This window comes from Pseudomonas sp. HN11 (genome assembly GCF_021390155.1).
Lineage (GTDB): Bacteria > Pseudomonadota > Gammaproteobacteria > Pseudomonadales > Pseudomonadaceae > Aquipseudomonas.
In genome coordinates this window covers 1,529,328-1,543,297 of record NZ_CP089985.1, presented here as the reverse complement: position 1 = coordinate 1,543,297, position 13,970 = coordinate 1,529,328, and the positions used below count along the sequence as shown (strand labels likewise).

The following is a 13,970-nucleotide window of genomic DNA, read 5'->3' as shown; positions in this document are numbered from 1 at the left end:
ATGGATACTTTCGGCTACTTGGGCCAGGGCTTCGGCGTTGCACTGTCCCCTTACAACCTGGTGACCGCGTTGTGCGGCACACTGATCGGCACCGTGGTCGGCCTGTTGCCAGGCCTGGGCCCGATCAACGGCGTTGCGCTGTTGATCCCCATCGCGTTCGCCCTCGGCCTGCCGCCGGAATCGGCGCTGATCCTGCTGGCAGCCGTGTACCTGGGTTGCGAATACGGCGGCCGTATCAGCTCGATCCTGCTGAACATCCCGGGCGAAGCCTCCACCGTGATGACCACCCTTGATGGCTACCCAATGGCCCGCAAAGGCCTGGCCGGTGTGGCACTGTCGTTGTCGGCATGGAGCTCGTTCATCGGCGCGTTTATCGCCACCTGTGGCATGGTGCTGTTTGCGCCGTTGCTGGCCAAATGGGCGATTGCCTTCGGCCCGGCGGAATATTTCGTATTGATGGTGTTCGCGATTGTCTGTCTCGGCGGTATGGCCGGTGACAAGCCGTTGAAGACCTTTGTTGCAGCGCTGATCGGTCTGTTCCTGTCGGCGGTCGGCATCGACGCCAACAGCGGCGTGTACCGCTTTACCGGCGACAACATCCACCTCACCGACGGCATCCAGTTTGTGGTGTTGGTGCTGGGCCTGTTCTCCATCAGCGAAATCCTGTTGCTGCTGGAAAAAACCCACCGTGGCCAGGAAGCGGTAAAAGCCACCGGACGCATGATGTTTAACCTGAAGGAAGCTGGCGCGGTGTTCGTCGTGAATATCCGTTGCGGCCTGCTGGGTTTCATCATGGGCGTGTTGCCGGGTGCTGGCGCGACCTTGGCCTCGGCCGTTGCCTACATGACCGAAAAACGCTTGGCCGGTGCCAGCGGTAAATTCGGCCAAGGCGACATGCGCGGCCTGGCGGCGCCGGAAACCGCCATCGGCGCGTCCGCCTGCGGTGCCCTGGTGCCCATGCTGACCCTCGGCGTACCCGGTTCGGGCACCACGGCGGTGATGATCGGCGCGCTGTCGCTGTACAACATCACCCCGGGTCCGCTGCTGTTCCAACAGCAACCCGACATCGTCTGGGGCCTGATCGCCTCGTTGTTCATCGCCAACATCATGCTGGTGATCCTCAACATCCCGATGATCCGCATCTTCACGCGCATCCTCGCCGTGCCGAACTGGGCGCTGGTGCCGGTGATCGCGATCATTACGGCGATTGGTGTGTACGCGGTTCACGCCACCACCTTCGACCTGTTCCTGATGGTCGGTATCGGCATCTTCGGCTACATCCTGCGCAAGCTCGACTTCCCGCTGTCGCCGGTGCTGCTGGGCTTTATCCTCGGCGGCTTGATGGAGCAGAACCTGCGCCGTGCGCTGTCGATCTCCAACGGTGACCTGCAGATCCTCTGGTCGAGCCCGATCACCTTTGGTGTGTGGGTACTGACCGCGCTGATGCTGGCCTTCCCGCTGATCCGCATCTACCGTAAACGTGCCCTGCAGCGTCGTGCCGTGGCCGATGTCTGAGGTCACCTTTAAACATTGGTGGGGAACACCGCTGGTCGGCCTGGCCGGCGGCTACCTGGCCAGCCTGATCGGCTGGCCTTTGCCGTACATGGTCGGCTCATTGCTGGCGATCATCCTGGTGCGTTGCCTTACGCCGTGGCAATTGGCGGAGATTCCCGGCGGGCGTAAATGCGGCCAATGGGTCATTGGGATTGGGATCGGGCTGCACTTCACCCCGGTGGTGATCGAACAGGTGATGAGCCACTTCGGGCTGATCTTCTTCGGCGCGCTGGTCACCAGTTTGTCGAGCGTGGTTGGCGTGTGGTTGATGCGGCGCAGCGGTGAAGACCGCGCCACGGCGTTTTTCTCCAGCATGCCGGGCGGTTCCGGTGAGATGGTCAATCTCGGCGCGCGCAATGGCGCAGTGCTCAGCCGTGTCGCGGCAGGGCAGAGTCTGCGGGTGCTGGTAGTGGTCTTGTGTGTGCCGGCGATCTTCAAGTATCTGCTGGAAGGCGGTGCGCCGCAGTTTCATCCCGCGCCCGTAAGCTGGCCTTGGTTGCTAGCGCTGTTTCCGCTGGGTGCGCTGGTTGCCTTGGGCTGGCAGCGCTTGCGTCAGCCGAACCCTTGGTTGTTCGGGCCGTTGCTGGTGAGTGCGACGGCCAGTGTCGTGTGGAATTTGCATATCGGCCTGCCCGACGGTGGCAGCCAGATCGGCCAATGGCTGATCGGCAGCGGCTTGGGCTGCCACTTCAACCGGCAGTTCTTTCGCCGCGCGCCTTCGTTCATGGGACGCACGTTGATTGGTACGGCGTTGACCATGGCGCTGGCGACGTTGGCTGCGGTGGGGTTGAGTGCGCTGACCCATCTGGATTTGCGCTCGCTGACCCTGGGCATGATGCCCGGCGGCATTGCCGAGATGAGTCTTACGGCAGAAACCCTGCAACTGTCGGTGCCGTTGGTGACGGCGATGCAGGTGATGCGGTTGTTGTTTGTGTTGTTTTTGGCGGAGCCGTTGTTCAGACACTGGAACAGGCAGCCCTGACCGAGGCTGGCGCGGCTCGCAACGAGCCGCGACCGTCAGTCTGAACTGTCAAATCTCACAGTTGTTCCGCCCCCTCTCCAAGTGTTCTAAATCGTCTCGCGCCTCACCCTCCGGAGATGATCATCATGCGCCCAACGCGAAATGCCCGCCCTCCCGTCGCGCTACTGGCTCCGTATATCCCCGGTTTGAAAGTCCCGGTGGTCGGCTTCGGCGGCGGCGTCAACAGAGCCTTGCTTGAGTCCCATGGCGACGACGGGCTTATCTGCATCCTGAGAAGCTATGCCAGCCAGGCGGAAGGTGACTTCATTGCGCTGATCTGCGCCAACCCCGACATACCGGTCGATTCCCATACAGTCACGGAACAGGAAGCCCGCGAGGAAAAAGCGATTGTCTTGCGCATTCCTTTGGCACGCCTGTCGGATGGCACGGCAGGCCCGGTTTACATGGTCGTCACGCACCTGGATTCGCGCAGCGAAGAAACCCAGCGCCTTACCCTCAAAACAGACCGGGTGGCACCGACCGGTAACGACCCCATCGTGGCACCGCCCTGGGTCAACGAGCGCCTGCCGCGCCCGCAACCCGCCCAGACCCTCATCGATTCAGCGGCAGCCCAGCGGGGTGTTGCCGTGAGCATCGGTTTTTACCCAGTCGATACCACCTTGCCCACCAATACCCACCGCGCAGTGCGTGACCGGATCCGGCTGATCATCGGCAGTGAAATCGTCGAGCATCTCGTCACCGAAGGCCAGACCGGCAATCGAAACCCGATCACGGTGATGGTGAATTACAGCACCTGGCTGAAGATCGGCAGCGGCCGGCATGCCTGCGCTTATGACGTATTGGACGAAGTGGGCAATTACACGCCCGGTCGCTCGCCGTTAGAAATAATTGAGGTACGTCTGAATCCAAACGAGCAATTGCTGGACCCAGGACATATCGTCGAGGCGCCCGGCGGCACACTGGATGCCGACAAGCTTGCAGGTAAAAGCGCAACGTTGCGGTTCCCCATTGCCGGTAAAGGCTGGGCAAGCGGCGACACACTGCGGGCCAGCCTCAGGGGGCGCACCCTGGCCGGGGTGGATGTGGAAAAAATCTACAGCGCCCCTGTTGGTTCAACCGCCGTTCAGTACCTCGATATTGCATGGCCAAACGCAGACCTGAGTCTACTGATTGGCGCCCAGGCTCGGCTCAGTTACGAGCGCCTTCGCTCAAATCAACCTGGCGTGCCTTCGGAAAACGCCTTCATCCAGGTAACGGGTACGCCGGTTGATACCGGGCTGGACGCGCCTCAGGTGCCGGCAGCCAACGGTGGTGTGCTCAACCCGCTGATCGATCCCGTCAGAGTCATAGTCATTTCCTACATGGGCCAGCACCCTGATGATTGCGTGACACTGGTATTGGACGGCAAGTATGCCAATGGCCATGGGTTTTATCAGGAACATCGCCTACCGGCGGGCACGGACGACATCATTTTCGACCTCGCCAACGGCCAGGACGGTGATATTCGCCAGTTGGAAAGCGGCACGCTACGCCTCTATTACTACATCAACCTGCCCGGACAGCGTCCGCCCTCAAAGGACCTGAACCTGCTGATCGGCGAGCCAATGGAGGCGTTACCCAAGGTCCAGGTGCTCCAGGCGCCGGAACCCGACCTGACCTTTGACCCAGACATTTCCCGCACCAATGCCAATGTCACTGTCAGGTGGCACGTCGCATTTGTGCTGGGCGCAACGGTGGTGCTGTACTTCGAAGGCAGCGCACTGGGCGGCAGTGCGCCACCCATGCGGCGGCTGATCACCGACGCTGGGTTCGGCGAGGATTTGAAGTTTGTGGTCCCGCGCGTCTATGTGCTGGCCAACCTCAACCGTTCGGCCCGGATCTACTACAACGTCGAACGGCCCGGGCTACGCACACTGTATTCACAATCGCTGGTGATGAAGGTAGGGAGCGCGTTGCAACTGGACGTGCCACTGATCCTGCAAAGCACGGTCACCGGCCCCGCGACGGCAACGCTCAACCCCTTGCATGTGCTGCCGCCGGCTGCACCGGTGGTCACTCTGCGCGTTCGCTATCCCATGCTGGCGGGGGATGATATTCAGCCGTTCTTCAAGGGCACATTCGGCCTGGGCACTCCGCAGATCGCGCCAAAACCCGCCGACCCGGCGTTGGGTTATGTCGACTTCTCATTCTCCAACCAGGTGATTGCCGCCAATCTCGGCCAGCTAGTCGGGGTGTCCTATATCGTCACGCGGGGCGGCGCGAGCACGTCGTCGCAAATCTTGAGCCTCACAGTAGAAAAACTGCCCGCTCAACTCCTCGACCGGGTCAGCGTGCCGCAGGCGCTGGCGGGTGTGATTGATGTCAGCAAAGCTCACAGCGTGCAGGTGTTGGAGTGGCCCTTCATGCGCAACGGGCAACCGGTGTGGATAGACATCAAAGGCGCCGCCAACCTGCCTTTGCGCGAAGGCACGCCACTGACTGCGGCAGAATTCGCGGCCACGCGCGTGGAACATAGCCTGCCTGCGAGCTATCTGCGTTCCCTGCCCAACCGCAGTACGCTCACCGTGGAAACCCGCATCTCACTCAATGGCAGCTCCCACAAAGACTTCGCGGTCAAGCTGGGCACGGTCAGCTACCGGATCGAGAACACCAAAGGGGTCATGGCCAATATCCGCGCAGCCGGCACTCCCACAAACCTGGCACTCAGTGCCGACGGCACGCGGCTATACCTGACCCAAGCCACCACACCCCGATCCGTGGCGGTGATCGACACACAAAACTACCGGGTCATCCACACGATTACAGGCATAGGCTCACCGCTCTGGTTGGCCTTGCACCCCGACGGCAGCCGCCTGTATGTGCCGGATAACAGCACCGCTGCCAATACACCGGTTCGCGTGATCAGCACGCTGAACTACTCGACGATCCACACACTCACAGGCTTCTCCACCGTACACGGACTCACGCTGAACAAGGCGGGCACGCGCCTTTATGTGGCGGACTACGGCGCGTCAGAGATGGTGATTATCGACACGATCAGCCACAATGTGGTCAGCCGCGTGCCCACCCCCCGACCCAGTGCCATCGCGCTGAGCCCGGACGGAACCCGTGCGCATATCGCCGGCGTGTTTGATTGGCGGGCCTTCAACCTGGCGAACAACGCCCAGCTCAGCCAAGTCAACACCGTCTCGGCACCCCGGCAAATCGCCCACAGCCCGGTGCTGCAACGCGTCTATATCAACCAGCCCGACCGAGGTACCGTGTTGATCGGCAATACCGCAACGCTGCAGATCAGCCAGACCTTGAGCGGTCTGAATCGCCCATACGGCGTAGCCTTTCACCCGAAACTGGAGCGCGCCTATATCACCCAAAGCGGCGCCGACTTGCTGACCCTCGTGGATACACGAGCGCAGAGCGTGATCGGCACTTATGCTGGATTCAGCCAGCCACGAGGCGTGGTGGTATCACCGGACGGCGTCTATGCCTATGTGGCAAATGCACGTAATAACACTGTGTCGGTAGTCGTGCTATGAACCGAGAGAGCCGTTGGTCGGCACTGTCATTTCTCACAGCTAGGCAGAGTGGCAGGGGAGGCGTTGAATCGAGGCTGCGACTCAATTCAACGATGGATTACGGGTCGTGCTCTTGATTAACACTCAGACAGGTATCCCGTCATGACACATGATCAAAATCTCCCGCCAGCCCTGACCTGTGACTGCACATCTACGGAGCCTGCACCCGTTCAAACTACGCTGCCAGCCCTGCCGCATGGTTGCGTGCCCACAGTGCAGCGCAGAAGACCGAGCAAAAAAGCTGGAGGTCGCCTGCCTGACCGGCCAGATGTCGGAGGCTGCCCACCAGGTTTTCACAGGCCCCCTTCAACACGGCTGCCATTCGCGGATCTATACCCTTATATTCCTAACCTGACCCCCATACCTGGCACTGACGGCGCCCTCAATAAAGCCGCCCTGACGGTCAGCGCCCTCGGCGTCATCTACACCCTCCAAGCGTGGTTTGGACAGGCTGAGAATGACTTTGTCTGGGTTGAGCTCAATGGTTTGCAGGTCGCCAGCTACACCGTCTCCGATACTGATGCAGCCATCGGCAAGGACGTTACCCTGAACATTGAGTCCGTCCGGTTTATCGATCAGACGAACAACACGTTGCAAGGCTTCGTCAGGCGCCTTAGTGGCACCACGGATCAGACCGACGCCTTGAGCGTCTGGGTGGACCAAAAGGAGCCAGGGGGCCTCGACCCACAGGCCAGTACACCCACCATCAATGAAAACCTGGCGCGTGTGCGCTTCGAAGATCCAACCATCGAAGCCTTCGGCATCATCACCTCAACGGCCGCTCAACTGGGCATCAAGGTGATCATTGATAAATACCCGGTGAACCCGCTGGTGGATCAGGTCTACCACCGCAAAGAAGGTGATGTGATCTTCATCAGTATTGGCGGTGTGATCGACACCCACATAGTCAGCAATTTTGAGGCCTCCGGCAACGCGCCCATCGTTATCACCATCAACTACGGCATTTGGCTACAGGTGACGCCCGGGGTAAACATTCTTGAATGGTTTGCAAGGGATAAGGCCGGTAATCAGTCCATCGGCTTTTCAGTTCCAAGGCTCATACAAAACAATGTGGGCGGGGGTACCGGTCCGTTGCTGCCTGAGGGACTGGTGGTTGAATCTGATTACGACGCAGGTTCAGACGAAGACTTCATTGACACAGATTCACAATCGAGCGACCTGAACTTTGAAATACAAATCAGAAATCATGGTTGGGTTGCCAACGACGAGGCACTCGTCACCTATCTCGGGCTGACCGCAACAGGCGAGACCTCAAAACACACCGAAACAGTTAACGTTCCACAGCCAAATGCGCTGCGAATTTACGTTCCTCTGCCGTTGATGTTTGCCAAAAAGCTTGCGGGCGGCCGCTTGCTGATTACTTATGAACGCGTGCGGGCGGGTGAAGCGAATACGCCCTCCAATGCCGTCGTTTACAGTATGCGCGGCACACCTGTCGACAACAGTCGGCCGGCCCCTATAGTCAAAGGACTCGTGGGCGGAGTCTTGCCGGTAGATACCGATCCAGTAGAAATTACCGTGCCTTTCTTCGGGCAAGATCCCAGTGACAAGGTCGACCTGATCATCGAAGGCAAAGCCCTCGATAGTACGCCTGTTTATGCGAAATACACTGAGATCGCGGGCACTGGACCGATCGACTACTTCCTGGACTATGCCAGCGTCTTCGCCGTCCTGGAGGGATCCACCTTCACGGCGTATTACGTGGTCAATGGCGACTTCACCCGCCCCTCGAAATCAGTGACCGTCCAGGTGGGTGACATTACGGTGACGCTGCCCCCTCCCACATCAGCAGAAGCACCACCGCCTGACCATGTGTTTGACGAGCTCGTCAGCAAAGGCAACCTGAAGGCACTCGTCCATCCACATTCGAGCATTGCCCTGAACGATGAGGTCAGAATTGTTGCCACTGGCAGCAAACCAGGTGGCAGTACAACCACCGCGTGGCTGAAAGTGACGCCCGCCTGGCATAACTCATCGCTGCCCTTCACGATTGCACGCTTGGTTGTGTTGGCGAACAAAGAAAGCACCATGACACTGCACTGGGAAGTCAGGACGCTGCCTACCGATACACCGCTTAAATCCCTGCCATTGGTCGTCAATGTAGGCGCGAGATTGCAATTGACCGAGTGCCCCAGCCTGCTCGAAAGCACTTACGTGGCGCCTTGTGTCGCGCAACTTAACGCGCTGCACGTCTGGACGCCTTCGCCTCGTATTGTCACGTTCAGGGTCAAGTACCCGATGAACCCCGCAGACCTTGTGACGCTGGTGGTACAGAACAAGCCAGGCGTAGGCATGCCCGCAATTCCTCCCAAACCCGGTATCCCGGATGCCGGCCATGACTACATCACGTTTGCCTATATCAGTGATTTTGTCGCGGCTTACGTGGGTGAGTCCTTCACCGCGCATTTTGAAGTGAAGCGCAACAACGATATTATTGAGTCTGCCAAACTGACCGTTAACGTGGATGCGCTGTCAGAACAAACACTTGATTTGGTGAGCGTTCCTGAAGCGCTAGGAGGGCTGATCGATACCAGCCAGCCTAACCACGTCGAAGCGAAAGCCTGGCCCTTCTTCAAACAGCAGCAACCTGTCTTCATTCACCTGCAGTGCGTGGAGAGTCTGTTTTTGCGTCAAGGCATCAAAGTCAGCGCAGCAGAGTTCACAGCCAGGCGCACGCTTGATCTGATCCCGCAGGACTATCTCGACAAACTCAATGATGGTGGCACCCTGAGGGTGCTTGCCAGCGTATCCATGGATGAGACAGGGCTTGAAAGCAACGCTATCGCGCTGAAACCAGTGTCGTACGGCATTCAGCGCAAGGCTTCCATTGTCAAACACATCCCGGTTGGGCTGGGTCCACACCGGATCGTCATAAGGCCCGATAGCCAAATCGCATTTGTATTGAACATTGGCTCGGGTTCAATCAGCGTCATTGATATTCAAGCCGCCAATGTCGTTCATACGCTTGCAGTGCCCAGGTGCTGGGGGATTGCTTTGAGTGCCGACGGAACAAAACTGCTGGCAAGTTATTACCACGAGATCTTGGTCCCAGGGAGTTACATCCGTGTATTTGACGCCCATACCTATACACTGCTTGCCCATATCCAACTGGGTCGTCGGTTACCTCAGGATATCACGACAACCTCTGGGCAACCCTCCTGGGGGTACGCTGCAATTGCTGAGTGGATCAATTCCTATTACGAACATCGGCTCGTAAAACTCAACCTGCAAAACCATACGGTCCAAGCAGTTTCCCCCACTGCTCCATCGCAAATCTCGAGGGTTTTCATGACCCCCGAGAATATCCTATTTGCTGACTTTGGGGCATTCGGGATGCGTCGGTACGATACTGCCTCCGATTCATGGATCACTTCAGCACCGTTTCCCGGGGCCGTCGCCGATCTTGCTTTTTCGCAAACCGGCGAAAAAGGCTTTTATGTCAAAGGTACCGAATTGGGGGTTTTCAATCGAAAACTCAATACCCTGCTTCTTAAGGTGACGACATTCGACAACGCAAGGATGGTTGCTACGCACCCCATCGCCGAGAAGATTTATGTCGGTGATTTTGATAGCGATGAAGTCACCATTCTCGACACCACAAACGACAAGCCTGAACCCATCAGTGTGTTGCAGGGATTCCACGGCCCTATGGATGCTGAAGTCGCATCCGATGGCAAACATATGCTGGTAGCAAACGGTAAGGCCGACTTCGCGACACTGGTCAAGTTGTAAGTCACGCACGCGCCTCTGAGGGGGCGCTTGTTCTTTCACGAGGTATTCAAGGAGATGGAAAAAAACCGTACTGGCGTACGGTTTTTTTATGCATCATCAGGCGTGCAACTGCATCACCTTAGAAGTCGAAGCGCAACCCCACATTCACCCCCAGCGGCTGCTTGATATTCTGCCCAACGCTGCGCTCCAGATCCGCATGCAGCTTCAGGTTCTGCGATACCGACATCGCCACACCCGCACCCAGTTTCAAGCGCGAACCCGAGAGGTCATTGTTGAACGCATTGTCGTTGACGAGCACCTTGTTGCTCTGGTCGAACTCATGGGCCACTGCGGCTTTCAGGTACGGCTGCACCACACTGCCGCTTTCCAGCTGGAAGTTGCCGCCACCGGTTACACCCAGTTGGGTCGTTACCGTCTGTCGGCACTGTCATTTCTCACAGCTAGGCAGAGTGAGAGGCAGGGCATTGAATTTAGGCTGCGACTCAACGCAGGGGTGATACGAGTCGTGTCCTTAATTAAGACTCAGACAGGTATCCCACCATGACCGACTCTCAATCTCCCGAATCTTCTCTACACGACGGCTGCGAACCAACGGTCGCGCGCATTAAACGTAGCAAGTCATCGTTGGGACGCTTACCTGACAAACCTGCTCCAGACGGATGCGCCCCACCAAGCGGGACTGACGGTCGATACCCCTTTGCTGAATTGACTCCGTACATTCCAAACCTCACCCCTATACCTGACACCGATGGCGCCCTCAACAAGGCAGCACTGACGGTCAGCTCGCTGGGCGTCATTTACATTCTTTATGCCTGGGTTGCACAGGCCGAAGGTGACTACGTCTGGGTGAATCTCAACGATACAGAGGTGGCTCACTATACCGTCAGCAAAGAAGACGCCGAGATCGGCAAAGACGTTTTCCTCACGATAGACAGCGTTAGATTTATCGACCAGGCGAATAATAAACTTCAAGCGTTCGTCAAACGCCTGAGCGGCACCACTGACGAGACTCGGGCATTGAGTATCTGGGTAGATACAAAAGAACCCGCAGGCCTGGACCCTCAGGTAAGCACCCCCATCATTAATGAAAACATGGGGGTCATCAGGTTTGTAGATCCAAGCATCGAAGCCTTTGGGATCATCAGCCAGGCAGCTGCCCAATTAGGTGTCGAGATCCTCATTGATAAATATCCGTTGAATCCGCTGGTGGATCAGGTGTACCACCGCAAAGAAGGCGATGTGATCTACGTGAGTATCGGCGGGAGGATCGTGCCTCACACGGTGAGCAGCCTTGAAGCTTCCGGTACCACGCCCATTGCTATAACCATCTATGACGGCACCTGGCAGCAAGTGACACCCGGCGTGAACATTTTGGAATGGTATGTAAGGGATAAGGCAGGTAATCAGTCCATCGGTTTTTCCGTTCCAAGATTCATACAAAACAATGCAGGTGGTGGATCCAACCCTTACCTGATTGAGGGGCATGTCACTGAGTCCGATTACGATGATGAGTTAAATGAAGAGTTTATCAATGTCGATGCACAAACGAAGGATTTGAACTTCGAGGTACCGATTAGAAACCATGGCTGGCTCGCCAATGACGAACTACTTGTCACCTACACTGGGCTTACCTCGACCGGTGATACGCTGACGCACACCGAACCCTATACAGTGCTGCAGCCCACCCTGATCCGCGCCAACATTGCTCTGCCATTGGGCTTCGTCCAAAAACTGACAGGGGGCCGTTTGCTGGCCGCCTATAAGCGCATTCGGTCGGGAACGACTGATACGCCTTCCCAGGCCGTAATTTACGGCATGAGGGGCACGCCGGTTGACAACCGTCGCTTGCCGCCTGTTGTACATGGCACCGTGGGCGGTGTACTGCCGGTAGATACCAACCCGGTAGAAATAACCGTACGCGGTTTCGGACAGGCTCCCGGAACCAGAATCGACTTGATCATCGAAGGCAGAAGCCTCGTCGGCGTCCCCGTGTATTTGCGGTACACGGAGATCGCAGGCGCCGGAGACACCCATTTCTTCTTGGACTACTGGCCATTCAGCGAATTGGAAGGTTCCTCGTTCGAGGCGTTTTACATCGTCGACAACGACGCCGCCCGCCCTTCACAATCGGTGATCGTACGAGTCGGTAGCATTCAAATCCTGTTACCCGCCCCCAGGTCACAAGAAGCACCACCGCCAGACCATGTATTTGACGAGCTTGTGAGTAAAGGCAATCTCAGAGCCCTTGTCGACCCGCATTCCGCTATTGCCTTGGACGACGAGGTTCGAGTAGTTGCCACGGGCAGCAAGCCGGGCGGCAGCATTACCACCGACTGGCTGAAAGTAACATCGGTTTGGTTTGGCACTGTGCTGCCTTTCACCATTGCGCGCAATATTGTCCTGAACAATAAAAATGGAACCATGACACTGCATTGGGAAGTCAGGAAAAGGCCCACGGACATTCCGCTCAAGTCTCTGCCGCTGATCGTTAACGTAGGGGCAATGTTGCAGTTGAACAAGCACCCAACCCTTCTGGAATCGACGTACTTATCACCCGGCGTGGTGCAGCTCGATACAAACGATGTACTACCGCCACGTCCGAGGATTCTCACATTCCGGGTGGAATATGATACGCAGCCCCAAGACCTTGTAACACTGTTCATACTCGGCAAACCGGGACTTGGAACGCCGAACATTCCGAGCAAACCTGGCATCCCGGATACGGGCCACACCTACATCACATTTACGTGGAGTAGTTCATTGGTGGCTGCGTACCTGGGTGGATCGTTCACAGCTTATTTTGAAGTGCTTCGCAATGGACAACCCTTAGAGTCACCTCCACTCACCGTTAACGTGCTGGCATTATCGAATCAAACGCTGGACGTGGTGAGTGTGCCAGAAGAGAAAGATGGGGTTATTGATGCGAGCCAGTCCGCCAACGTCAGGATCGACGAGTGGCCATTCTTCAATCGGCAGCAAGCGGTTTTCATTCGCCTGAGGAGTTCTTCCGATCTGTTCCTGCGACAAGGCATCAAGGTAAGCGCTGCTGAGTTTGCGGCCAAGCGCACGCTTGACCTTATACCTGAGGCCTATAGGCAAAGTCTGCCCCAAGGCAGTGTGCTGACCGTCGAAGCGAGTGTTTCGATGGATGAACTGGGCGTGGAAAGCAGCGCGATCAAGCTGAAACCGGTTGAGTACGTGGTGGATCGGCAGCCCGTAATTTCTAAACATATTCCTGTGGGTGCGGGCCCGCACCAGATTGTTATAACGCAGAACAGCGTGACGGCGTTTGTGTATAACGCAGGTTCAAAAACCATCAGTGTTATTGATATAAACACAGCCGCCGTCGTAACGACCATAGTCTTGTCGTACTCCAGTGGAATCGCTTTAAGCAATGACGGCAAAAAACTAATAGTCAGCAGGGCCTACCCACATTCCTTTTATTTTTACGACGCGGCCACCTTCGGCTACGTTGGTTATAGCAATACCAGTTATTACTACGCCCAAAACATTACCGCAACTAACGGAACGAACACTTCAGCTTATGCTACAGGCTATTATTATTATAACTCCAGATACACCTACTACCTGCTTAAAGTCAACACTTTGACCCATGCTATCCTCACATACATCTCTTCAGTATCTTCCGCAGGACGACTCTACACATCGCCCGAAAATGTCCTTTACATCAACTCAGGCACAAGCGGCATACGCCGACTGGATACGGCGTCGGACACGTACATAACCGGGGCGCCCTTTAGCAATCCCGTTAACGACATTGCCTTTTCTAATAAAAGTGAAAAAGCCTTCTTTGCAGCCGTTACTAACGTGGGTATGTTTAATCGCCTGCTCAACAACATGACGCACTTGAAATCAGGCTTTACCAATGCTTTGGGAGTGGCAACGCATCCGTCTCAGGAACAACTTTATGTGGCGGACTTCGGTACCGATACAGTCAGAGTTTTGGATGCCTCCACCAACGAACTAAAAGACGTGGCCACGCTGCGAGGGTTCAACGGTCCCAGGGCGCTAAAAGTGACGCCCAATGGCCAGCACCTGTTAGTCTCAAGCGATAGGGCAAACGTCGTTACGCTGGTTGATCTTTAATC

At 56.8% G+C, this 13,970-nt stretch carries 5 protein-coding genes and 1 pseudogene; 5 read left to right on the top strand and 1 reads right to left on the bottom strand.

Going from position 1 to position 13,970, the window contains the following annotated elements; genetic code table 11:
• From LVW35_RS07005 to LVW35_RS06990, 4 genes are all read left to right on the top strand, one after another.
• Positions 1 to 1,515 carry a tripartite tricarboxylate transporter permease gene (locus LVW35_RS07005; RefSeq protein WP_012722750.1) on the top strand — a complete coding sequence of 505 codons (1,515 nt, stop codon included), beginning with the start codon at positions 1 to 3 and terminating at the stop codon, positions 1,513 to 1,515.
• Complete coding sequence (locus tag LVW35_RS07000) at positions 1,508 to 2,536, top strand: AbrB family transcriptional regulator (protein WP_233894439.1); 1,029 nt, start codon at positions 1,508 to 1,510, stop codon at positions 2,534 to 2,536. The genes LVW35_RS07005 and LVW35_RS07000 overlap by 8 nt, the downstream gene beginning before the upstream one ends.
• A 125-nt stretch (positions 2,537 to 2,661) precedes the next feature.
• Positions 2,662 to 6,069, top strand: coding sequence for a YncE family protein (locus LVW35_RS06995; RefSeq protein WP_233894437.1), 3,408 nt, complete (start codon positions 2,662 to 2,664; stop codon positions 6,067 to 6,069).
• A gap of 141 nt (positions 6,070 to 6,210) precedes the next feature.
• On the top strand, positions 6,211 to 9,861 hold the full coding sequence (locus LVW35_RS06990) for a YncE family protein (RefSeq protein ID WP_233894436.1): 3,651 nt from the start codon (positions 6,211 to 6,213) through the stop codon (positions 9,859 to 9,861).
• Positions 9,862 to 9,979: 118 nt separating this feature from the next.
• Here the strand turns inward: LVW35_RS06990 and LVW35_RS06985 are convergent.
• Positions 9,980 to 10,267 (bottom strand): annotated as a pseudogene (locus tag LVW35_RS06985) (autotransporter outer membrane beta-barrel domain-containing protein); the annotation flags it as partial.
• Positions 10,268 to 10,401: 134 nt separating this feature from the next.
• Here LVW35_RS06985 and LVW35_RS06980 point away from each other — a divergent pair.
• A complete protein-coding gene (locus tag LVW35_RS06980) occupies positions 10,402 to 13,968 on the top strand; it encodes a YncE family protein (RefSeq protein ID WP_233894434.1) in 3,567 nt (1,188 codons plus the stop codon).
• Positions 13,969 to 13,970: the final 2 nt, after the last annotated feature.

Excerpts from the sequence above, each read along its gene's own strand:
- LVW35_RS06995 (WP_233894437.1), top strand. The coding sequence starts at position 2,662 with ATGCGCCCAACGCGAAATGCCCGCCCTCCCGTCGCGCTACTGGCTCCG.
- LVW35_RS06980 (WP_233894434.1), top strand. The coding sequence starts at position 10,402 with ATGACCGACTCTCAATCTCCCGAATCTTCTCTACACGACGGCTGCGAA.
- LVW35_RS07005 (WP_012722750.1), top strand. The coding sequence starts at position 1 with ATGGATACTTTCGGCTACTTGGGCCAGGGCTTCGGCGTTGCACTGTCC.
- LVW35_RS06990 (WP_233894436.1), top strand. The coding sequence starts at position 6,211 with ATGACACATGATCAAAATCTCCCGCCAGCCCTGACCTGTGACTGCACA.
- LVW35_RS07000 (WP_233894439.1), top strand. The coding sequence starts at position 1,508 with ATGTCTGAGGTCACCTTTAAACATTGGTGGGGAACACCGCTGGTCGGC.